Source organism: Pseudomonas sp. 10(2024), from assembly GCF_045164175.1.
Classification (GTDB): Bacteria; Pseudomonadota; Gammaproteobacteria; order Pseudomonadales; family Pseudomonadaceae; genus Aquipseudomonas; species Aquipseudomonas alloputida.
Genome location: NZ_CP174006.1, coordinates 3677217 through 3697452 on the forward strand (window position 1 = coordinate 3677217; position 20236 = coordinate 3697452).

General features: G+C 61.6%; 22 protein-coding genes. 10 read left to right on the forward strand and 12 right to left on the reverse strand.

Going from position 1 to position 20236, the window contains the following annotated elements:
• Positions 1-167 precede the first annotated feature (167 nt).
• On the forward strand, positions 168-1451 hold the full coding sequence (locus tag ACI7M0_RS16665) for an FAD-binding oxidoreductase (RefSeq protein WP_003250557.1): 1284 nt from the start codon (positions 168-170) through the stop codon (positions 1449-1451).
• Between the two features lie 88 nt (positions 1452-1539).
• Here the strand turns inward: ACI7M0_RS16665 and ACI7M0_RS16670 are convergent, their stop codons facing one another.
• On the reverse strand, positions 1540-2274 hold the full coding sequence (locus ACI7M0_RS16670) for a peptidase C39 family protein (protein WP_104962072.1): 735 nt from the start codon (positions 2272-2274) through the stop codon (positions 1540-1542).
• A 166-nt stretch (positions 2275-2440) separates the two neighbouring features.
• Here ACI7M0_RS16670 and ACI7M0_RS16675 point away from each other — a divergent pair, with 166 nt between their 5' ends.
• On the forward strand, positions 2441-2620 hold the full coding sequence (locus ACI7M0_RS16675) for a hypothetical protein (protein WP_104887384.1): 180 nt from the start codon (positions 2441-2443) through the stop codon (positions 2618-2620).
• 130 nt (positions 2621-2750) lie between these two features.
• On the opposite strand, the gene ACI7M0_RS16680 is transcribed toward ACI7M0_RS16675, so the two are convergent.
• Together ACI7M0_RS16680 and ACI7M0_RS16685 are read right to left on the reverse strand one after the other, a co-directional pair.
• Positions 2751-3503, reverse strand: coding sequence for a TerC family protein (locus ACI7M0_RS16680; protein WP_003250551.1), 753 nt, complete (start codon positions 3501-3503; stop codon positions 2751-2753).
• A 28-nt stretch (positions 3504-3531) separates the two neighbouring features.
• Positions 3532-3771 (reverse strand): hypothetical protein, encoded by a 240-nt coding sequence (locus ACI7M0_RS16685; RefSeq protein ID WP_020191237.1) that lies wholly within the window; start codon positions 3769-3771, stop codon positions 3532-3534.
• A 132-nt stretch (positions 3772-3903) separates the two neighbouring features.
• Here ACI7M0_RS16685 and nhaR point away from each other — a divergent pair, with 132 nt between their 5' ends.
• The 3 genes from nhaR (at position 3904) to ACI7M0_RS16700 (ending at position 6842) form a co-directional block, all read left to right on the forward strand.
• Positions 3904-4797 (forward strand): transcriptional activator NhaR, encoded by an 894-nt coding sequence (gene nhaR / locus ACI7M0_RS16690; protein WP_004573709.1) that lies wholly within the window; start codon positions 3904-3906, stop codon positions 4795-4797.
• Between the two features lie 97 nt (positions 4798-4894).
• Positions 4895-6106, forward strand: a complete 1212-nt coding sequence (sstT, locus tag ACI7M0_RS16695; RefSeq protein ID WP_104962073.1) for a serine/threonine transporter SstT — start codon at positions 4895-4897, stop codon at positions 6104-6106.
• Between the two features lie 88 nt (positions 6107-6194).
• A complete protein-coding gene (locus tag ACI7M0_RS16700) occupies positions 6195-6842 on the forward strand; it encodes a YceH family protein (protein ID WP_104887383.1) in 648 nt (215 codons plus the stop codon).
• 4 nt (positions 6843-6846) lie between these two features.
• Here ACI7M0_RS16700 and ACI7M0_RS16705 read toward each other — a convergent pair whose 3' ends face one another.
• The 3 genes from ACI7M0_RS16705 to ahpC form a co-directional block, all read right to left on the reverse strand.
• The gene (locus ACI7M0_RS16705) at positions 6847-7035 is read right to left on the reverse strand and encodes a hypothetical protein (protein WP_003250541.1); all 189 of its coding nucleotides are present in this window, start codon (positions 7033-7035) and stop codon (positions 6847-6849) included.
• A gap of 318 nt (positions 7036-7353) precedes the next feature.
• Entirely contained in the window at positions 7354-8916 is a 1563-nt protein-coding gene (gene ahpF, locus ACI7M0_RS16710) for an alkyl hydroperoxide reductase subunit F (RefSeq protein WP_129933872.1), read from the reverse strand.
• A gap of 124 nt (positions 8917-9040) precedes the next feature.
• Positions 9041-9604: an alkyl hydroperoxide reductase subunit C gene (ahpC, locus tag ACI7M0_RS16715; protein WP_003250537.1), complete on the reverse strand. Its 564-nt coding sequence runs from the start codon at positions 9602-9604 to the stop codon at positions 9041-9043.
• 321 nt (positions 9605-9925) lie between these two features.
• Here ahpC and ACI7M0_RS16720 point away from each other — a divergent pair, with 321 nt between their 5' ends.
• On the forward strand, positions 9926-10990 hold the full coding sequence (locus tag ACI7M0_RS16720) for a TerC family protein (protein WP_064492460.1): 1065 nt from the start codon (positions 9926-9928) through the stop codon (positions 10988-10990).
• A gap of 7 nt (positions 10991-10997) precedes the next feature.
• On the opposite strand, the gene ACI7M0_RS16725 is transcribed toward ACI7M0_RS16720, so the two are convergent.
• From ACI7M0_RS16725 to ACI7M0_RS16735, 3 genes are all read right to left on the reverse strand, one after another.
• A complete protein-coding gene (locus tag ACI7M0_RS16725; protein ID WP_064492459.1) occupies positions 10998-11387 on the reverse strand; it encodes a hypothetical protein in 390 nt (129 codons plus the stop codon).
• The gene (locus ACI7M0_RS16730) at positions 11380-12777 is read right to left on the reverse strand and encodes a PAAR domain-containing protein (RefSeq protein ID WP_129933871.1); all 1398 of its coding nucleotides are present in this window, start codon (positions 12775-12777) and stop codon (positions 11380-11382) included. Before ACI7M0_RS16730 ends, ACI7M0_RS16725 begins: the two co-directional genes overlap by 8 nt.
• Positions 12778-12940: 163 nt before the next feature.
• Positions 12941-14170, reverse strand: coding sequence for an acyl-CoA dehydrogenase (locus ACI7M0_RS16735; protein WP_129933870.1), 1230 nt, complete (start codon positions 14168-14170; stop codon positions 12941-12943).
• A gap of 140 nt (positions 14171-14310) precedes the next feature.
• Between ACI7M0_RS16735 and ACI7M0_RS16740 the strand changes: the two genes are divergently transcribed.
• Together ACI7M0_RS16740 and ACI7M0_RS16745 are read left to right on the forward strand one after the other, a co-directional pair.
• The gene (locus ACI7M0_RS16740) at positions 14311-15237 is read left to right on the forward strand and encodes a LysR family transcriptional regulator (protein ID WP_021782796.1); all 927 of its coding nucleotides are present in this window, start codon (positions 14311-14313) and stop codon (positions 15235-15237) included.
• 193 nt (positions 15238-15430) lie between these two features.
• On the forward strand, positions 15431-16585 hold the full coding sequence (locus ACI7M0_RS16745) for a cysteine desulfurase family protein (RefSeq protein ID WP_129934025.1): 1155 nt from the start codon (positions 15431-15433) through the stop codon (positions 16583-16585).
• 57 nt (positions 16586-16642) lie between these two features.
• Here the strand turns inward: ACI7M0_RS16745 and ACI7M0_RS16750 are convergent, their stop codons facing one another.
• The 3 genes from ACI7M0_RS16750 to ACI7M0_RS16760 form a co-directional block, all read right to left on the reverse strand.
• Entirely contained in the window at positions 16643-17080 is a 438-nt protein-coding gene (locus ACI7M0_RS16750) for an RES family NAD+ phosphorylase (protein WP_003250527.1), read from the reverse strand.
• On the reverse strand, positions 17077-17526 hold the full coding sequence (locus ACI7M0_RS16755) for an antitoxin Xre/MbcA/ParS toxin-binding domain-containing protein (protein WP_129934024.1): 450 nt from the start codon (positions 17524-17526) through the stop codon (positions 17077-17079). Before ACI7M0_RS16755 ends, ACI7M0_RS16750 begins: the two co-directional genes overlap by 4 nt.
• Before the next feature lie 142 nt (positions 17527-17668).
• On the reverse strand, positions 17669-18322 hold the full coding sequence (locus ACI7M0_RS16760; RefSeq protein ID WP_014591578.1) for an oxygen-insensitive NAD(P)H-dependent nitroreductase NfsB: 654 nt from the start codon (positions 18320-18322) through the stop codon (positions 17669-17671).
• A 103-nt stretch (positions 18323-18425) separates the two neighbouring features.
• On the opposite strand from ACI7M0_RS16760, the gene ACI7M0_RS16765 reads away from it, so the two are divergent.
• Positions 18426-19349, forward strand: a complete 924-nt coding sequence (locus ACI7M0_RS16765) for a LysR family transcriptional regulator (protein WP_010953383.1) — start codon at positions 18426-18428, stop codon at positions 19347-19349.
• A 48-nt stretch (positions 19350-19397) separates the two neighbouring features.
• Positions 19398-20228 (forward strand): AraC family transcriptional regulator, encoded by an 831-nt coding sequence (locus ACI7M0_RS16770; protein ID WP_003250518.1) that lies wholly within the window; start codon positions 19398-19400, stop codon positions 20226-20228.
• Positions 20229-20236 lie beyond the last annotated feature (8 nt).

Here is a 20236-nt window from a genome sequence, read left to right on the forward strand (position 1 = left end):
TGTCAACACTTTTTTTCGCGCTAACCTACTGAATCTTAAACTCTTTATAGAGAGGCTGGCTAAGGGGGGACCCGTAAAGGATTTTCACCAGACGACTAGCGGGTGTTTATTATTATTGATAGCATCGGTACATTCGTTAAAAATATAAAACACGAGGTTCCTGCAGCATGGCTAACACCCCCTACCCCCAGTCCTACTACGCCGCCTCGGCCAACCCGGTGCCGCCACGTCCGGCGCTGCAGGGTGAGGTGGAAACCGATGTGTGCATCATCGGTGCCGGCTACACCGGCCTGTCCAGCGCCCTGTTCCTTCTGGAGAACGGCTTCAAGGTGAGCATCGTCGAAGCGGCCAAGGTCGGCTTCGGCGCATCGGGCCGCAACGGCGGACAGATCGTCAACAGCTACAGCCGCGACATTGATGTCATCGAACGCACCGTCGGCCCCAAGCAGGCGCAACTGCTGGGCCACATGGCCTTCGAGGGCGGGCGCATCATTCGTGAACGCGTGGCCAAGTACAACATTCAGTGCGACCTGAAAGATGGTGGCGTATTCGCCGCCCTTACCAGCAAGCAGATGGGCCACCTGGAATCGCAAAAGCGCCTGTGGGAACGCTTTGGCCATAATCAGCTGGAGCTGATGGACCAGAAGCGCATCCGCGAAGTGGTTGCCTGTGACAGCTACATCGGCGGCATGCTCGACATGAGCGGCGGCCACATCCACCCGCTGAACCTGGCCTTGGGCGAAGCTGCCGCGGTCGAGTCGCTGGGTGGCATCATCTATGAGCAAACCCCGGCCGTGCGCATCGAACGCGGTGCCAACCCGGTCGTGCATACCCCGCAGGGCAAGGTCCGCGCCAAGTTCATCATCGTCGCCGGCAACGCCTACCTGGGCAACCTGGTACCCGAGCTGGCCGCCAAGTCCATGCCATGCGGCACGCAGGTGATCACCACCGAGCCACTGGGCGAAGAACTGGCACGCACTCTGCTGCCGCAGGACTACTGCGTCGAGGACTGCAACTACCTGCTCGACTACTACCGCCTGACCAGCGACAAGCGCCTGATTTTCGGTGGCGGCGTGGTGTACGGCGCACGTGACCCGGCCAACATCGAGGCGATCATCCGCCCGAAAATGCTCAAGGCCTTCCCGCAGCTGAAGAACGTGAAGATCGACTACGCCTGGACCGGTAACTTCCTGCTGACCCTGTCGCGACTGCCACAGGTTGGCCGGATCGGCGACAACATCTACTACTCGCAGGGTTGCTCGGGCCACGGCGTGACCTATACCCACCTGGCGGGCAAGGTGCTGGCCGAGGCCCTGCGTGGCCAGGCAGAGCGTTTCGACGCCTTTGCCGGCCTGCCGCACTACCCGTTCCCGGGTGGCCAGATGCTGCGCGTACCCTTCAGCGCCATCGGTGCCTGGTACTACAGCCTGCGCGATCGCCTGGGCTTCTGATTCAGGCGGCCCGCGCCCACAGGATTTGTGCTGCTTGCACAGTCCGTGTGGGCGCGGGCTTACCTGCGAAGGGCCGGCACTGGCAACGCTATTTGTTCAGGCTATTGACCGCCTGCTTCGCCGCACTCTCTTGCCCCGCCTTGGCCAGTTCATCCGCAGCGTGCAACCACCGCTGGCGATCAACCTGGGCCGGCAGTTGCCGAGGTGGCTGCACCAGCACCGCCCAACTCCCCTGCTTCTCCCACGCCGATGCAAAGTCATCGAATGCCATCACCTGCCGCCGGTGCATGCCCGAACGCAGCAGCACCCGCTGCTTGTACCGGTCATACCCCATCAACACCGCATAGCGCGGCTCGCTCCACCAGGCCGAACCTTCCTCGTAACGCAGCAGCACCGGGTTGCCCGCCGCCACCTGGGCCAGCAGCGCGTCCAGTTGCTTGTCCAGCGGGTACACCACCCTGCCGTAGTCCCGCGCCACACGGGGAATAGCGGTATCCAGCGTTTCGGCACCCTGAGGCAGGTTCAGCGGCTTATCCAGCAAGCCTGGCGTAATAGGTGCCCCCTGCTGCGACAGCACTGCCGCCAGCGCCATGGCCCCGCTGTGGTTGGCGTTGCCACGGTAGAACGGCACGCTGCTGATCTCGACCCGCTGCGGCAGGCCCTTGAGGTTGCCGGGCGGTGCGCTGGCGCAGCCGGCCAGGGTGGCAGCCAGCAGGCAGGCCGCCAGTAGCCGCCGGGGGGCAGCCTTGAAGGAATGTTGCTCCATGGACACTCGCTTGTTCCAACGCCAGGCAGGCAGCGCCCGGCTCTGGCCACCGATCATAGGTCCGACAGCGGCGCGGGTATAGTCCGACAGCGCCTTGGAGCGAATCGGCCCTAGAGATAGACCATTGTTCGATGGAACGTCACGGACGAAGGGCTAGACTAAAGCAGTGTCTGGAAGGTAAACGCGGGCCAATCAAGCGCTTGCCGCAGAGATGGAGGCACAGATGAGCCTGACCATGGCAATTCTCATGCTGGTAGGCATGTGGCTGAGCGTCGCAGCCGCCATGCTGTGGGGTGTACTGCGTATCGTGCGGCGTCACGCACACCATCACCACCTGCCCCCGCAGGCAACACCCAAGCCACAGCCAGCAAGGCGGGCGCGGCGGCATGTCGGGGTGAGCTAACCTCAGGATTTCCCGAAGCTTGATCACTGGCAAGCCCGCTCCACAGGTATTTCGCGATGCCAGTATGGCTCGTGGTACCTGTGAAAGCGGGCTTGTTCACGAGGGGGGCGCAGAACGCCCCTTTTTTACATCAGCCTTCAGCCGCCTCACGCTTCAAACGCGCTCGACGGGCAAGGATGTTGAGGACCTCGATAGCCGTCGAGAACGCCATGGCCGCATACACATAGCCCTTGGGTACATGGGCGCCAAAACCTTCGGCGATCAGCGTCATGCCGATCATGATGAGGAAGCCCAGCGCCAGCATGACCACGGTCGGGTTGTCGTTGATGAAGTTGGCCAGCGGATCGGCGGCCACCATCATCACGATCACAGCCGTGATAACGGCGATAATCATGATCGGCAGGTGCTCGGTCATGCCCACGGCGGTGATGATGCTGTCGACCGAGAAGACGATGTCCAGCAGCAGGATCTGGAAAATCGCCGCAGCAAAGCCCAGGGTAACCGTGGAGGAGACCTTGGCTTCCTCCTTGGCGCCATGCGGGTCGACGTTTTCGTGAATTTCCTTGGTCGCCTTCCACAGCAGGAACAGACCACCGGCAATCAGGATCACATCTTTCCACGAGAAGGCGTTGCCGAACACTTCGAACACCGGGTCGGTCAACTGGACGATCCAGGCCACGGTGCTGAGCAAGGCCAGTCGCATGACCAAGGCCATGCTGATACCGATACGCCGCGCCTTGGAGCGGTACTCCACCGGCAATTTGTTGGTCAGGATCGAGATGAAGATCAGGTTGTCGATGCCCAGTACAACTTCCATGGCCACCAGCGTAGCCAGGGCAACCCAGGCGGTAGGGCTAGCGGCGAGTTCCAGCAAATATTCCATTGTTCAAATCCTGCAGCAGCGGTTGGGGTCAGATTTCCTGGGTTTCTTCTTTCTTCTCGGCATCCTTGGGCTTCTGCCCTTCGCTGCCGATGGCTTCGCTTAGCGCCTGCTGGGCAGCCTTGTTGGTGTCGTCGATGGCCTGCTTGGCCGACTGCGCGGCCTGGTCGAGCATCTGCTGGGCGGATTTCTCGGCCTGGTCGCAGCCTGCCAGGGTGAACAGGGCCAAAGCCAGCACCAACGGGGTGCCAATGGATTTGAGTTGCAGCATGGTGTCCTCGCTTGAAATAACCCGGCGGCGCATGGCGCCTGATAGCCGTGCATTCTAGAGACGGCAATAGTTCAGGAAAATTCGTATTTTCATGGCATATACTTCGGTTTTTACGAATCGGAACGACCGACGGTGCTTAACTATCGCCAGTTGCATTACTTCTGGGCCGTGGCCAAGACGGGCAGCATTACCCGCGCCAGCCAACAGCTGAACCTCACACCACAAACCATTAGCGGGCAGATCACCCTGTTCGAGCAAACCTACGGCCTGGAACTGTTCCAGCGCGCCGGCCGGCAGCTGGAACTGACAGAAACCGGCCGTCAGGCCCTGGTGTATGCAGAGCAGATGTTTCAGATCGGCAGCGAGCTTGAAGCCATGCTGCGTGCCGGCCCTCAAGAGCAGATCCTGTTTCGTGTGGGGGTGGCTGACGTAGTGCCCAAATCCATTGTCTACCGCCTGCTGGCACCGACCATGGACCTGGAAGAGGTGCTGCGCATCAACTGCCGCGAGGACAAACTTGAGCGGTTACTGGCAGACCTGGCTATCCAGCGCCTGGACCTGGTGATTTCCGACAGCCCCATGCCTAACCACCTGGACATCAAGTGCTACAGCCAAAAGCTGGGCGAGTGCGGGCTGAGCTTCTTCGCCACCCCGGCGCTGGCACAACGGCTTGAAGGTCCTTTTCCAGCTTGCCTGCAGGATGCTCCGCTGCTGGTTCCCGGCCAGGAGACCGTGGTAAGCAGCCGCTTGCTGCGGTGGCTGGGCGAGCAGCAGGTGCAGCCACGGATCGTGGGGGAGTTCGATGACAGCGCCTTGATGCAAGCGTTCGGGCAGTCGGGCAGCGGCATTTTCGTTGCGCCCAGCGTAATCGCCGAGGAGGTGTGCCGTCAGTATGGCGTGCAACTGATCGGGCAAACCGAGGCCGTGCACGAATCGTTCTATGCCATTTCGGTGGAGCGCAAGGTCAAGCACCCAGGGATCGTGGCGATTACCGAGGGGGCGCGGCGGGAGTTGTTTCACTGGTAGCCGCAAAAGCCTGATTGACAAAGAACACGGCCCGACATGCGCTATAGGTGCTCTATGGTAAAGTCCGCCCTTTCCAGATTCCGAGATACCGCTGCACATGACCCCTTTCCTCCGCATCCTCAACCGCACCAGCCTGGTGACTCAGATCGTCATTGGCCTGCTCGCCGGCATCGCCCTCGCCCTACTGGCACCTGCCATCGCCCGCGACCTGGCCTTTCTTGGCAAAGTGTTTGTCAGCGCCCTGAAGGCGGTTGCGCCCGTGCTGGTGTTCATCCTGGTCATGGCTTCGGTCGCCAACCATCGTCACGGCCAGGAAACCCACATTCGCCCGATCCTCTGGCTGTACCTGCTGGGCACCTTTGCCGCTGCAGTGGTGGCCGTGGTTGCCAGCATGCTGTTCCCCTCGCACCTGGCGCTAAGCACCAGCGAGGCCACGCTGAGCGCGCCAGGCGGCATCGCCGAAGTGCTGCAGAACCTATTGCTGAACGCGGTAGACAACCCGGTCAATGCCCTGCTCAACGCCAACTTCATCGGCGTGCTGACATGGGCCATCGGCTTGGGCGTGGCCCTGCGCCATGCCGGCGAAACGACCCGTACCGTGGTCGAAGACCTGTCCAATGGTGTAACCCTGATCGTGCGCGTGGTCATCCGCTTCGCCCCGCTGGGCATTTTTGGCCTGGTCAGCTCCACCCTGGCACAGTCTGGCCTGGACGCCCTGCTCGGCTACCTGCACCTGCTGGCGGTACTGATCGGCTGCATGCTGTTCGTGGCGCTGGTGATGAACCCGCTGATCGTGTTCTGGAAGATCCGCCGCAACCCCTACCCGCTGACGCTGCTGTGCCTGCGTGAAAGCGGCATTACCGCGTTCTTCACCCGCAGCTCGGCCGCCAACATCCCGGTGAACCTGGCGTTGTCGGAACGCCTTGGCCTGCATGAAGACACTTACTCGGTGTCGATCCCGTTGGGCGCAACCATCAACATGGCCGGTGCTGCAACCACCATTACCGTGCTGACCCTGGCCGCAGTGCATACCCTGGGTATCCAGGTGGACCTGCCAACTGCCGTGCTGCTCAGCGTAGTAGCGGCAGTGTGCGCCTGCGGCGCCTCGGGCGTGGCCGGGGGTTCGCTGCTGCTGATTCCGCTGGCGTGCAGCCTGTTTGGCATCCCAAGCGAAATTGCCATGCAGGTGGTTGCGGTGGGCTTCATCATCGGCGTGTTGCAGGACTCGGCCGAAACGGCGCTGAATTCTTCGACCGATGTGCTGTTCACTGCCGCGGCATGCCAGGCTCAAGAGCAGCGCAACGGCTAAGCGGGCCGGGGCCGCTTTGCGGCCCCAATTGCCTTACGCGATGGCATTACCTACCCTAGTGGCCTTTCCCCAGCCACGAGACAGGGCCATGTCAGAACACGAAACCGCAGGTGAAGGCCGCTTCAACAGCATCGAGATCCGCGTTCTCGGCTCGCTGATCGAAAAGCAGGCCACCAGCCCGGAAAGCTACCCGCTGACCCTCAATGCCCTGGTCCTGGCCTGCAACCAGAAGACCAGCCGCGAGCCGGTGATGAACCTCACCCAAGGCCAGGTCGGCCAGGCGCTGCGCGCCCTCGAAGGTCAGGGCATGACCCGCCTGCAGATGGGCAGCCGTGCCGACCGCTGGGAACATCGGGTAGACAAGGCACTGGAGCTGGTGCCCGCGCAGTTGGTGCTGATGGGCCTGATGTTCCTGCGGGGCCCGCAAACCCTCAACGAACTGCTGACCCGTAGCAACCGCCTGCACGACTTTGACGACACCGAGCAGATCCAGCATCAGCTGGAGCGCCTGATCTCGCGGGACCTGGCCTTGCACCTGCCACGCCAGGCCGGCCAGCGTGAAGACCGCTACACCCATGCCTTGGGCGACCCGGCGGAAATCGAGGCGATTCTCGCTGCACGGCAGCAGGAAGGCGGCGCGCGCACCACTGGCGGCAGTGTGTCAGAAGACCGCATCGAAGCCCTCGAAGCCCGCATTGCGGCGCTGGAAGCGCGCTTGGCTGAGCTGGAAGGCTGAGCCGTCACGGCTCGGGGTCGGGGAAATTGCGGCAGCTCTTGCGCTCGGCCAGCTCCCGGTCAGTGGGGCGCTGGTCGACGAACACAGCGCGACCGTCGGCGTAGATTTCCAGGTAGCCCCAGTGCAGGTCCTGCTCTTGCTGCCCGGGCTTTGGGGGCACTAGCCACCAGGGTTCGCGGCTGATCAGGGTCATGCGGGTGATTCCTGAGGGGTTTACGTGTAAGCATAGACACCCTCGGGTTGATGCTTTGCTTGTACCGGCCCTTTCGCGGCTAAAGCCGCTCCTACACGACGGCCTGTGTCCAACCCCCGAGGTATGTCCACCACCAATCTGCGTAGGAGCGGGTTTACCCGCGAATACGGTAGCGGCGGCAACGGTGAACGACGGGTGGAGACTGGCCAGCAGGGCCGGCCTCTTCGCGGGTAAACCCGCTCCTACGGGGATCTTCACAGTTTCAACAACTGCGCAGTCCTGTGAGAGCGGCTTCAACCGCGAAAGGGCCGTACAGGCTTACGCCGGTGCCGAAGTCCGAATCAGGTGGTCAAAGGCCGCCAGCGATGCCTTGGCCCCCTCACCCACCGCAATGACGATCTGCTTGTACGGCACGGTAGTCACGTCACCTGCGGCAAACACACCCGGGATGCTGGTCTGGCCCTTGGCGTCGACAATGATTTCGCCACGCGGCGACAGCTCGACGGTGCCCTTCAGCCAGTCAGTGTTGGGCAGCAGGCCAATCTGCACGAAGATGCCTTCCAGTGCCACTTCGTGCTGTTCATCCGTGGTGCGGTCCTTGTAGCGCAGGCCAGTCACCTTCTCGCCATTGCCCAGCACCTCGGTGGTCAGCGCGCTGGTGATCACGTTGACATTCGTCAGGCTATGCAGCTTGCGTTGCAACACCGCATCGGCACGCAACTGGCTGTCGAACTCGATCAGCGTCACCTGGGCGACGATACCAGCCAGGTCGATGGCCGCTTCCACACCCGAGTTGCCGCCGCCAATCACTGCCACACGTTTGCCCTTGAACAGCGGGCCGTCACAGTGCGGGCAGTAGGCCACGCCGCGGCCGCGGTACTCCTGCTCACCCGGCACGTTCATTTCGCGCCAGCGGGCGCCGGTGGCCAGGATCACGGTCTTGGCCTTCAGCGAAGCGCCCCCCGCCAGGCGCACTTCGTGCAGACCGCCCTCGGCGGCCGGAATCAGCGCTTCACCGCGCTGCAGGTTCATGATGTCGACGTCGTACTGTTTGACGTGCTCTTCCAGCGCCGTGGCCAGCTTCGGCCCTTCGGTTTCCTGCACCGAGATGAAGTTCTCGATGGCCAGAGTGTCCAGCACCTGGCCGCCGAAGCGCTCGGCGGCAACACCGGTGCGGATGCCCTTGCGGGCAGCGTAGATGGCAGCAGCGGCGCCAGCGGGGCCACCGCCGACGACCAGCACGTCAAAGGCTTCCTTGGCGTTGATCTTCTCGGCCTGGCGGGCGCCGGCGTTGGTGTCGATATTGCCAAGGATTTCTTCCAGGCCCATACGGCCCTGACCAAACACTTCACCGTTGAGGTAGATACTCGGTACCGCCATGATCTTGCGCGATTCCACTTCGTCCTGGAACAGCGCACCGTCGATGGCAACATGGCGCACGTTGGGGTTGAGTACCGCCATCAGGTTCAGTGCCTGGACGACGTCCGGGCAGTTCTGGCACGACAGCGAGAAGTAGGTTTCGAAGTTGAATTCACCTTCCAGGGCCTGGATCTGCTCGATCACTTCGGCACTGGCCTTTGACGGGTGGCCACCAACTTGCAGCAGTGCCAGCACCAGCGAGGTGAATTCGTGTCCCATGGGTATGCCGGCGAAGCGCAGGCTGATATCGGCACCCGGGCGGTTCAGCGAGAACGAAGGGCGACGGGCATCGGTACCGTCCGCGCTGAAGGTAATGAGGTTCGACAGGCCGGCAATCTCCACCAGCAGGTCGTGCAATTCGCGGGACTTCGCGCCGTCGTCGAGGGAGGCAACGATCTCGATCGGCTGGGTGACCCGCTCCAGGTAGGTTTTCAGTTGCGATTTAAGCGTGGCGTCCAACATACGGGCGATTCCTTTTTCAAAACTCGGATACAAAAACGCCCAGGCGAGGTCGCCCGGGCGCTTGACGGGGCGGTAGGTATTTCAGCTTTGGCGGCTGCTTACCGCCCGCGTTCTGGGCATGACCTTAGATCTTGCCTACGAGGTCCAGCGACGGCGCCAGAGTGGCTTCGCCTTCTTTCCACTTGGCCGGGCACACTTCGCCCGGGTGAGCGGCAACGTACTGGGCAGCCTTGACCTTACGCAGCAGTTCAGCAGCATCACGGCCTACGCCACCGTCGTTCAGCTCGACAATCTTGATCTGGCCTTCCGGGTTGATCACGAAGGTACCGCGGTCGGCCAGGCCGGCTTCTTCGATCAGCACGTCGAAGTTGCGCGAAATGACGTGAGTCGGGTCACCGATCAGCGGGTATTCGATCTTGCCGATGGTGTCCGAAGTGTCGTGCCAGGCTTTGTGAGTGAAGTGGGTGTCGGTGGAAACACCGTAGATTTCCACGCCCAGCTTCTGGAACTCGGCGTAGTTGTCAGCAAGGTCACCCAGCTCGGTCGGGCAAACGAAGGTGAAGTCGGCCGGGTAGAAGAACACGACAGACCACTTGCCTTTCAGATCGGCTTCGCTGACCTGAACGAACTCGCCTTTGTGGTAGGCGGTGGCGTTGAAGGGTTTGACCTGGCTGTTGATGATTGGCATGAGAGACGCTCCTTCATGGGGTTGGAATCAGTTGATGGATAGAATCCTAACTAATCATCCCGCTGAAGGCTCATTGGCAAAGCTCATGCTTTCGATTGGTTTTGGCTATAACCGGGGCTATTTAATAGAAGGGAAAGGGCTGAGCAAAGGATTGCGGACCTGAGCTCTGCACTGGCAAAGAAATGTAACAGCTCCCCATTCGGCATCACGGGTAAACGGGTCTAGGCTCAAGCCCATGTGATACCGGGCCCCTCTGACGGCTGCCAAGCCGCCATGTCGGATCACTGTTGCCTTGCAACGTCGACACTCAAGGAGGGGCTCATGACAGCTCTGCAAGCATTCCTCACAACACCTGTCCTCGGTACCAGCGCCTGGTTGTGGCTGGTGTTCATGGCCATCGTCATCGGTTTGCTGGTGCTCGACCTGGGCGTGCTGCACCGCCACGACCGGGAAATTGAAATGCGCGAGAGCCTGCTGCTTTATTCAGGCTATTTCAGTGTCGGTGTGCTGTTCGGCGCGGGGGTCTGGTACCAGTTGGGCGCGCAGTCGGCACTGGAGTTCTACACCGGTTTTTTGGTCGAGCAATCGCTGTCCATGGACAACGTGTTCGTCATGGCGATGATCTTCAGCTACTTCGCCATCCCCCGCCGCTACCAGCACCGCGTACTGTTCTGGGGCATCCTGGGCGTGGTGTTCCTGCGGGCCATCATGATCGGCGTGGGCGCGGCGCTGGTACAGAACTTTGCCTGGGTGCTTTACATCTTCGGTGCCTTCCTGCTGTTTACCGGGGTGAAAATGGCGCTGTCGAAGGAAGACAGTCGCCCCGACCTGGCCAACAACCCGATCCTCAAGTTCGTGCGGCGCCACATGCGGGTTACCGACCAGATCCATGGCTCGCACTTCTTCGTACGCCACACCCCGGCCGGGCACAGCAAGGCGCTGCGTTATGCCACACCGCTGTTTCTGGCACTGGTACTGATCGAACTGGCCGACCTGGTATTTGCCGTCGACAGCGTGCCGGCGATCTTCGCCATCACCCAGGACCCGTTCATCGTCTACACCTCCAACATCTTCGCCATCCTCGGCTTACGCTCGCTGTATTTCGCGCTGGCGGCGCTGATGCACCGGTTCGTTTACCTCAAGTACGCACTGGCGCTGGTGTTGATCTTCATTGGCTGCAAGATTTTCTACCACGGCATGGTGGGCAAGGTGCCGGCGCTGCTGTCGTTGGGCGTGACATTCGGGTTGTTGCTGGGTGGGGTGGTGATTTCGTTGATCAAGACGCGGGGGCAGACGTTGAATAAAGACGACAAGACGATAGAAAAAGCAGCTAACGATAAGAAAACAACGGGACAAAAAAAGAATGACCCACAGTTACGGGTCTGAGTTGCAATCATTGCTTGATGATGAAGTAACCAACCGCTCCCCAAAGTGAGGCAATCAAGATCAACCAAAGGGCTGCTCCCATATCTCGCCTCAACTTTGGGGGAAAATTGTCAAGCTCCGCTTCGTTCAACCATCCGAGGCGTGAATGTAACCTTGGGAATGTGACCAAAGCGCTTACTGTACTCATCAGTAGGCATCGATGCCTTAGGTTTCGTCCGCCCCATACGGGTTTCATCTGCTCAAGATAGGGGTTGCTCGTGATCGCTGAAAGGGCGACATCAAAATCACTCGACAAAGCAATTTTCACATTGATAGCGATCCCCGCAAGGCCTAGGACGAAAGGCGCAATCAGGAATCCTATCTGCAACAATGGGGACCAATTGTCAAAGTCAATCATCAGTCACCTCATGAAGGAGTTCACCGGTCCGCTCTCCGAGGGCGCCAATACCAATAGCGCCTGCAGAAGAGGCTGCGCCAACGATCGCAATCCCGCACACTGCACCAAACCCACCGGTACCCACCGCAAAAATACCGCATAACGCAGCTGCTGCAGCACCTCCACCAGAGGCACCTACCAACCCTCCCGTTAGACCCCCTACAAAATTTCCCGCTTCAGTAAACCGAACCTTTCGACAAGCACGAGTCTCCCCGGCCCGACAGACTTCTTTTACTTTCAGATAAGACGAGGTCCCGCCCAGCCCAATCGCTGCATACCCTCCGTATTGCAGGTACTTACTTAACCGCGCCACCTCCTCAAGATGTGTCGCATACCCCGGAATCTGCCCCGGTCCGCCCGCTTTCGACCAATGGTGCACCAGGCTCTTGGTAGAGATATTCAAGCTCTTCTTCAGCCGCTCATAGCTCCCCAGATTCAGTTGCTTATTAAGCAACGCCGCTTTCAACTGGCCATCCAGTTGCTGCAACAACCGCCTGCGCTCGGCGAAGAAACCCGGACTATTCAAATGGCCATGGTGCATGAACTCACGCTGGTGCAATTGCTCGATGCTGGTCAAGGTATTGCTTACTTGTTTCAAGCCTTGATCCAGCATGTCCTTGCCCACGCCCATGGACAGACTGGCGTTGCTGAGCAAGCCGGCGATTTCGGCCTGGTGCTGCATCATGAAATCCGCTTCGACGTAGTCGAGTGCCTCCAGCGCACGCCGCGCATGCTGCGCAGCCGCCATAAGCTCTCCCTCTTCGCGCGTGCAGGCATTTCCATTGTCAGGATCACCGATAACGAAGATTTCCCCAGCTTTGAACCCTTGCGCATACGTGGGATTGAGCCGCTGTAACCGTGAGACCGGCAACGTGGAATCGTGACCGGCCAGTTGAAGCAGTATCTGGGGAAACGACATGCGTCGTGGAACCACGTAGAAGCCAGGCTCCAGCGAACCAGGCAGTGCACCTATTACCGGTTGGGAGAAGCGCTCGGGGTTGAAGGTGGGTGACAGCTCGGCAGCGTGGGTATTGGCACGCCCTGCAATGGAGTGCATGGAGGGCGGAGCCTCATACAAGGGCGCGACTACCCGGTTGGTGCCCGGCGAACAGCCACAGACAACCAACGCACCATCCATAGCCACCCGCTGGCCATCTGAAATAAAGTGATCCACACCTTCGGCGACAGTTCCCGCCTGCCCACAAAGAGGGCATGGCGTGGTGTGGTCGCCTTCACGGAGCACCATTCGGCCTTCGTCTAGATAGCCGGCCCCCGTCGCAATACAGACAGCACCCGTTGTGGTGACATCGCCATCTACCGCCTGACCTTTCCCCTCTAGATTGACGCGCATATATGAACTCCCTGTACTTGATTCAGGTTGGAAACCTATCACCAGCAAGGGAGATTCAAGTGGCCTCAGCCAAAATTCAGATACGTCCTACAAGTTGCAGGACTTTGCGCAATCACTGCAGGCGCGGGTTTGATCGCGAATGGGCCGGCGCAGGCTGACGCGTTCACCGCCCGCTACGCAACATCTCCACCGGCACATACTTGCCAATTTCGTACTTGCCAATCGCGGCCCGGTGCACTTCATCCGGCCCGTCAGCCAGACGAAGGGTGCGCTGCATGGCATACATGTAGGCCAGCGGGAAATCGCCGCTTACCCCTGCCCCACCATGTATCTGGATAGCCCGGTCGATCACTTTCAAGGCCACGTTCGGCGCCACCACCTTGATCTGGGCGATCTCGCTACGGGCCACCTTGTTGCCGACGGTGTCCATCATGTAGGCCGCTTTGAGCGTCAGCAGCCGGGCCATGTCGATTTCCATGCGCGAGTCGGCGATCTTGTCGACGTTGCCGCCCAAGCGTGCCAGTGGCCGACCAAAAGCAGTACGCTCCACCGAACGCTTGCACATCAACTCCAGTGCGCGCTCGGCCATGCCGATCGAGCGCATGCAGTGGTGAATACGGCCTGGGCCCAGGCGGCCCTGGGCAATTTCGAAGCCGCGTCCTTCGCCAAGGATCACGTTTTCGTACGGCACCCGCACATTCTCGAAAAGGACTTCGGCATGACCATGGGGCGCATCGTCATATCCGAACACCGGCAGCGGGCGGACGATCTTCACGCCTGGCGTGTCGGTCGGCACCAGCACCATGGAATGCTGCTGGTGGCGTGGCCCTTCAGGGTCAGACAGGCCCATGAAGATCATGACCTTGCAGCGCGGGTCGCAGGCGCCGGACGTCCACCACTTGCGGCCGTTGATCACCCACTGGTCACCGTCCCGTATGGCGGTAGCAGCCATGTTGGTGGCGTCCGAGGAGGCCACGTCCGGTTCGGTCATGGCAAACGCCGAGCGGATCTCGCCACGCAGCAGCGGCTCCAGCCACTGGCGTTTCTGCACCTCGCTGCCATAGCGCACCAGTACTTCCATGTTGCCGGTGTCCGGCGCGGAGCAGTTGAACGGTTCCGGCCCGAGCAACGAGCGGCCCATGATTTCTGCCAGCGGTGCGTACTCTAGGTTGCTCAGGCCAGCGCCGTATTCCGACTCTGGCAGGAACAGGTTCCACAACCCTTCGGCCCGGGCCTTGGCCTTGAGCTCCTCCATGATTGCAGTGGGCTGCCAGCGGTCACCCTCGGCGACCTGGCGCTCGAACACGGCCTCGGCAGGGTAGACATGAGCGTCCATGAACGCAGTGACACGCTCGCGCAGTGCCTGGACCTTGGGCGAATAGGCGAAATCCATCTGGGCTACCTTCACAGTTCGGAGTACGTGGGGCAGAGCCTAGAGCAGCATTGCTCCATCCACCTAGTCTATTTTCCGCGTGTATAAACATTCATAACCGATATATGATCGGCCGATAATTCCAACAAAGAGCGGCGCCCATGAACCTTAGCAAGGTCGACCTCAACCTGTTCATCGTGTTCGATGCGATCTACACCGAAGCCAACCTGACCCGCGCCGGACAGATCGTCGGCATTACCCAGCCGGCAGTGTCCAATGCCCTGTCGCGCCTGCGCGAAACCTTCAATGACCCGCTGTTCGTGCGCACCGCGCAAGGCATGGTGCCCACACCCATGGCGCAGAACATCATCGGCCCGGTGCGCAACGCGCTGGCGCTGCTGCGGACCTCGGTGCAGGAAAGCCGCACGTTCAATCCGCAGCAGGCCAACAAGACCTTCCGCATCAGCATGACCGACCTGACCGAAGCGGTCATCTTGCCGCCGCTGTTCCAGCGCCTGCGCCGTCTGGCGCCGGCCGTAATGATCGAGAGTTTCCTGTGCAAGCGCCGCGAGACCACCAAGGAACTCGCGGCCGGCCGCCTGGACTTTGCCATCGACGCGCCACTGAACACCGACCCGCAGGTGCGCCACATCAAACTGATGCAGGACCGCTATGTCTGCGCCCTGCGCCAGGGCCACCCGCTGGCCGACAGCAAGCTGACCCTCGACAGCTACCTGGGCATGACCCATATCCATATTTCCAGCCGACGCAACGGCCTGGGTTACGTCGACCTGGCGCTGGGCAAGATGGGTGTGCAACGCAAGGTCGCCCTGCGTTCGCAACACTACCTGATGGCGTCGCAGGTGTTGCAGCAGACCGACATGGCGATGACGGTTCCCGAGCGCTTCGCCCGTCGCCATCAGCTGCGTTATCAGGCGCTGCCGGTGGAGGTCCCTGCACTGGAAACGCACCTGTACTGGCATGAAAGCACCGACCAGGACCCGGCCAACCGCTGGATGCGCGAACAGATCACCGAATTGTGCGAGCGCGTGGTGGCCGAGGAAGAGAAGGCGCTGGAGCCCGCCTGAAAAAGCTGGCGAGGGGCCATTCATGGCACCTCACCCAAAAAAGTAGAAAATCCCATGCAATGTCTTAGAAAGAGAATTTTTTTCTATAAGCATCGAGAACCGAACCAAAAGAAGTGAAAAATATCGCGCTGCTGGCGGGTACGCTTACGTCAATGATTGCCGATTTCACGGCCACTGACACGGACCCGCCTCAATGCCTAGCGCCCCACTCTACTTCGATTACGCCGCCACAACCCCGGTTGACGACCGGGTTATCGAAACCATGCTCGCCTGCCTGGGTAACCAGGCCAACTTCGGCAACCCGGCGTCCAGCGGCCACGCCTTCGGCCAGGCTGCACGGCACGCCGTGGAGCAGGCGCGCCAGCAAGTCGCCGAGTGCGTCGGCGCGCACGCCGAGCAGCTGGTATGGACCTCGGGCGCGACCGAGTCCAACAACCTGGCGCTCAAGGGTATTGCCCAAGGCATCGGCCAGCCCGGGCACCTGATCACCAGCCAGCTGGAACACAAGGCCGTGCTCGACACCGTGGCCGAGCTGGAACGCCAGGGCTGGGCCGTTACGCGCCTGGCAGCGGATGCCGAAGGCCTGATCCAGCCTGCAAGCGTGCAGGCAGCGTTGCGCGCTGACACCCGCCTGGTATCGCTGATGGCGGTCAACAACGAACTGGGCACGGTCACCGATTTTGCCGCGATCGGCGAGCAGGTGCGTGCCCACGGTGCGCTGCTGCACGTGGATGCCGCGCAGGCCGTGGGCAAGCTGGCTATCGACCTGCATACGATGGCCGTGGACCTGATGTCTTTTTCGGCGCACAAGGTCTACGGGCCAAAAGGCATCGGCGCGCTGTATGTCGGGCCGCGCGCCCGCGTGCTGATGCGTGCGCAGATGCACGGCGGCGGCCATGAGCAGGGCCTGCGTTCCGGCACCCTGGCGACCCACCAGATAGCGGGCATGGGCAGTGCCTTTGCCTTGGCCGGCCAACCTGGCGACAGCGAGCACCAGCGCCTTGAGCAACTGGCAAGACGCCTGCGCACAGGCCTGCTGGCCATGCCCGGCGTTACCCTGAACGGCTGCGCCAAGCAACGCATTCCCCATACCTTGAACCTGTGCATCGACAGCAAGGGCTTCAACAGCACGGCGCTGGCCGGCGAGCTGGCCTTGTCGACCACCTCGGCCTGCAACTCGGCGAGCAACGCTGCCTCGCATGTGCTGCTGGCACTGGGGCTGGATGAGCGTCAGGCTCGCAACAGTGTGCGTTTGAGCATCGGCCGTTTCAGCACCGAGGCTGACGTGGACAAGGCGCTCGAAGTGTTTGGCCGGGTGCTGGCGTCAGCATCGGCAGCACTGTGGTGACCACCTCGGCTGTTTTCGCCTTGCCTGACCTGCGTCTCAAGACTATTCGTACAGAGCCTAGAACAGGCGGCTGTCCGGCGTGAAATCCTCAACCTGGATTTTCGCGCTCTGCGCCTGCGGGTGCCGTGGGTTGAACAGGTAATTGGTGGTGCTGGGCATGATCGCGCTTGGCACCGGCAGCAGCAATGCCGAACAGTCATCCAGAAAGCGATTGCCCAGCGTACGGGTCAACTCAGGCTGAGCAGACCAGCCGGGCTGCAAAGCGGGCAACTGCGCCTGGGAAACCGTGTCGGGCAGTTCGATGCGCAGCAAGCGCATGGTGGTAGGGAAATCCTCGGGGTCGATCTCCAGGTGCACCAACACTTCCAGCATCGCCCCGGGAGGGCTGGTGGCGGCATACACCACCGGTCGACCCGCCTGATGCCAGCGGCCACTTACACGCAAGCCCCCCGTACCGCTCAAGTCTGCATAGGCGCTGATTCGCCACAAAATCACAGGCCATAGCCCTCGGCAATCTGCAGCAGCATTTCTTCGACCTGAGTGGTGCCTTGCTGGGTGGTGAGCATCTGCATCGGCGTCAGCCCCGAGAAGCGTTCCTTGGGCTTGGAAAGCCAGCGTTTGGCCTTGCCCGCTTCACCGAACACGGCCTCGGCCATGGCGGTGATGTGGGCCGAGCGGAACAGCCGATCGCTCTCATCCACGGTCAGCGGTTGGTCACGCTCGATACGGGATTTGAGGGTGCGCAGCGGAATGATCTGGTCGCGCTCCACCGGGGTGAGCACACCGCGTTCAGTCAGCTTTACCAACCAGATGGCGGCAAAACCATCGGTGATGCGGGTGTGAATTTCGAAGTCGCTGGCAAGCTCGGGAATGTCCAGCAGCGCCTGCAGGCGCGCCCGGTACTCGTGGTAACCGTTGTCGCGAAGCACTTCGGCAAGCATGGCATGCTCCTTTTCGGCATTTGCCGACAAGTATGCGGTATATGCCGGGTCATTGCCAGTTTGCCTGGTCGGGCGGTCGACGTCAGGGCTTTGCCAGATTGACCGCCAGCATTGCCAGGGCCGCACAGCGGCCCCGGAAACCTCACAGAAAGGTGAACACCTGCGATGCCGGCAACCGCGACTTGTTCAGCCCGGCGTTGAAATCCGCCTCGCTGCGGTAACCCAGGCTCAGGATCACCACACTGGTGAACCCACGCTCACGCAAACCCAGTTCGGCATCGAGGACCTTACTGTCGAAGCCCTCGATCGGCGTGGCATCCAGCCCATGCGCCGCCGCACCCAGCAAGGCAGTACCCAGCGCCAGGTAGGTCTGCTTTTCCATCCAGTGCTGCACATCCTTCTGGTCGAAGCGGTGCAGGTTGACGTAGTGGCGGCGGCTCTGGTTTTGCCCGGCGCGCGCTTGCTCATCACGGAAACGGCCATCGGCGGCCTCTTGATCGAGCACGGCGTTCAGGTGTTCTTCAGTCATCTCGGTACGGGTGCAGAACACAATCACGTGCGAGGCATCGAGAAGCTTCTGCGTGTTGTAGGCATAACCCTCAGCAGTGCTCTTGGCCAGGCGGGCCTTGCCTTCGGCCGTGTCGGCGACGATGAAATGCCAGGGCTGGGAATTGACCGACGACGGGCTGTGGCGCAGTTGTTCGAGCAGGGCATCGACAGTGGCCTGGGGAATGCGGCGTGAGGCATCGTAAGCTTTGGTGGTGTAACGGCGCTTGGCCAGCGATACGGTATCCATGCGACAACTCCGGAGTGAACAGTGGGTTTGCCGGGCATCTTATCTTTCCAGCAAAAAAGAAAAAGCGGCACAATGTAACAACACTTTCATCCCTGGAATGAAAATGCTGCGCATCACCGACCTCGAACTGTTTGCCCGCAGCAGCGTGCTGGGTAGCTTCACTGCCGCTGCCCACGAAGCAGGCCTGCTGCCAGGCCAGGTGGCGGCCGCGATCAAACGCCTGGAGCGCGACCTGGATGTACGCCTGTTCGCCCGCACTACCCGCAGCCTGCGCCTGACCGCCGAGGGCGAGCGCTACCTGCCAACCGCGCTGAATGTGCTGGAAAGCCTGCGCCAGGGCCATGAAGATCTGCATGGCAACCCCAACAGCTTGCGCGGCACCCTGCAGGTATCGGCCCCTTCCGACATGGGCCGCAACATGCTGCTGCCCTGGCTCAGCGCCTTCCGCCGCGACCACCCGGCATTGCAACTGCGCTTCTTCCTCTCCGACCAGATGGCCGACCTCAACCGCGACCCTGTGGATGTGGCCATCCGCTATGGCCTCAACCAGGATGCCAACTACATCGCCCTGCCACTGGCCGAATGGAACCGCCGCGTGCTGGTGGCCTCGCCCGACTACCTGGCCCGCCACGGCCGCCCGCTTACCCCCGACGCGCTGCAGCAGCATGCCTGTCTGCTGTACATGCAGCACAGCCGGGTGTACGACAAGTGGCAGCTGGGTAACCGCACCGTGCAGGTGCGTGGGCCGCTGGTCAGTGACGATGCCGACGTCATCCGCCGCCTGGCCATCCAGGGGGAAGGTATCGTCTACAAGTCGTGGCTGGATGTCAGCGCCAACATCGCGGCAGGTGAACTGGAAATCGTCCTGCCCGAATTGATCGGCGAGCCTACCCCGCTGGCCTTGGTCTGCCCTCATCGCAAGCAGCTCACGCCTGCCGTGACGCAATTGCACCTGTGGCTACGCGAACGCTTCGAGGCCCTGCGCGCCCGGGCACTGACCAACGGCTGCACAATCGTTCCAGACTGAGCCGGGGGCGTTGCGCTAAGGTAGCCATTTACCCCACGGTACACGTCCATGAGCAACTGGATCGACTTCAAACAAGACGCCGACACCGGCATCGAGTCGGTCCGTGCGCATTTTGTCGGCCATGCCTATGACCCCCACTGGCACGACAGCTTCCTGGTCGGCGTGACCGAGCAGGGCGTGCAGCAGTTCAACTGCCGCCGGGTGCGCCACCGCAGCACTCCGGGCCAGGTATTTTTACTTGAGCCTGGCGACATCCACGATGGCCTGGCGCCCACAGAAGAAGGCTTCACCTATTCGACGCTGTACCTGGAGCCCGCCTGGCTCGACCAACAGTTGCGCGCGCTGTACGAGCACGCGCCGGGCGACAGCCTGCCCAGCTTTGCCGACACCCTGTGCCACGACGAACGCCTGGCGCGGGCCACCGCCCTGGCCTTCCGGGCCGTGCATGACCAGGACTTGCGCATCGTCAGGCAAACGGCCATGGACGATCTGCTGGCCTGCCTGACCCGCCACCTGCACTGGCGCCGCCGCATCAACCCCGACCCGCGCCTGCCGCTGACCGCACAGCGCGCCCGGGACTTCCTGCATGCCAATCTGGAGCGCGACATCGGCCTGGAGGACCTGGCCCAGGCCTGCGGCATCGACCGCTTTCGCCTGACGCGTGCGTTCAAGGCGGCGTTCGGCATTGCACCCCATGCCTACCTGATCCAGCTGCGCCTGGCCCGCGCGCGGCGCCTGCTTGCCCAAGGCCAGACACCTGCCGAAGTGGCCGTGGCGTTGGGCTTTGCCGACCAGAGTCACCTGGGGCGCTGGTTCCGCCGCGCCTACCAGTTGACCCCGGCCGACTACCGCAGGCGCTGCTCAAACCTTCCAGACTGAGTGCCGGC

Excerpts from the sequence above, each read along its gene's own strand:
- ACI7M0_RS16760 (WP_014591578.1), bottom strand. The coding sequence starts at position 18,322 with ATGGATACCGTATCGCTGGCCAAGCGCCGTTACACCACCAAAGCTTAC.
- ahpC (WP_003250537.1), bottom strand. The coding sequence starts at position 9,604 with ATGCCAATCATCAACAGCCAGGTCAAACCCTTCAACGCCACCGCCTAC.
- ACI7M0_RS16730 (WP_129933871.1), bottom strand. The coding sequence starts at position 12,777 with ATGCGCGTCAATCTAGAGGGGAAAGGTCAGGCGGTAGATGGCGATGTC.
- ACI7M0_RS16665 (WP_003250557.1), top strand. The coding sequence starts at position 168 with ATGGCTAACACCCCCTACCCCCAGTCCTACTACGCCGCCTCGGCCAAC.
- ACI7M0_RS16680 (WP_003250551.1), bottom strand. The coding sequence starts at position 3,503 with ATGGAATATTTGCTGGAACTCGCCGCTAGCCCTACCGCCTGGGTTGCC.
- ACI7M0_RS16675 (WP_104887384.1), top strand. The coding sequence starts at position 2,441 with ATGAGCCTGACCATGGCAATTCTCATGCTGGTAGGCATGTGGCTGAGC.
- ACI7M0_RS16745 (WP_129934025.1), top strand. The coding sequence starts at position 15,431 with ATGCCTAGCGCCCCACTCTACTTCGATTACGCCGCCACAACCCCGGTT.
- ACI7M0_RS16735 (WP_129933870.1), bottom strand. The coding sequence starts at position 14,170 with ATGGATTTCGCCTATTCGCCCAAGGTCCAGGCACTGCGCGAGCGTGTC.
- sstT (WP_104962073.1), top strand. The coding sequence starts at position 4,895 with ATGACCCCTTTCCTCCGCATCCTCAACCGCACCAGCCTGGTGACTCAG.
- ACI7M0_RS16740 (WP_021782796.1), top strand. The coding sequence starts at position 14,311 with ATGAACCTTAGCAAGGTCGACCTCAACCTGTTCATCGTGTTCGATGCG.
- ACI7M0_RS16755 (WP_129934024.1), bottom strand. The coding sequence starts at position 17,526 with ATGCTTGCCGAAGTGCTTCGCGACAACGGTTACCACGAGTACCGGGCG.
- ACI7M0_RS16765 (WP_010953383.1), top strand. The coding sequence starts at position 18,426 with ATGCTGCGCATCACCGACCTCGAACTGTTTGCCCGCAGCAGCGTGCTG.
- ahpF (WP_129933872.1), bottom strand. The coding sequence starts at position 8,916 with ATGTTGGACGCCACGCTTAAATCGCAACTGAAAACCTACCTGGAGCGG.
- ACI7M0_RS16705 (WP_003250541.1), bottom strand. The coding sequence starts at position 7,035 with ATGACCCTGATCAGCCGCGAACCCTGGTGGCTAGTGCCCCCAAAGCCC.
- ACI7M0_RS16685 (WP_020191237.1), bottom strand. The coding sequence starts at position 3,771 with ATGCTGCAACTCAAATCCATTGGCACCCCGTTGGTGCTGGCTTTGGCC.
- ACI7M0_RS16700 (WP_104887383.1), top strand. The coding sequence starts at position 6,195 with ATGTCAGAACACGAAACCGCAGGTGAAGGCCGCTTCAACAGCATCGAG.
- ACI7M0_RS16770 (WP_003250518.1), top strand. The coding sequence starts at position 19,398 with ATGAGCAACTGGATCGACTTCAAACAAGACGCCGACACCGGCATCGAG.
- ACI7M0_RS16725 (WP_064492459.1), bottom strand. The coding sequence starts at position 11,387 with ATGATTGACTTTGACAATTGGTCCCCATTGTTGCAGATAGGATTCCTG.
- ACI7M0_RS16670 (WP_104962072.1), bottom strand. The coding sequence starts at position 2,274 with ATGATCGGTGGCCAGAGCCGGGCGCTGCCTGCCTGGCGTTGGAACAAG.
- ACI7M0_RS16720 (WP_064492460.1), top strand. The coding sequence starts at position 9,926 with ATGACAGCTCTGCAAGCATTCCTCACAACACCTGTCCTCGGTACCAGC.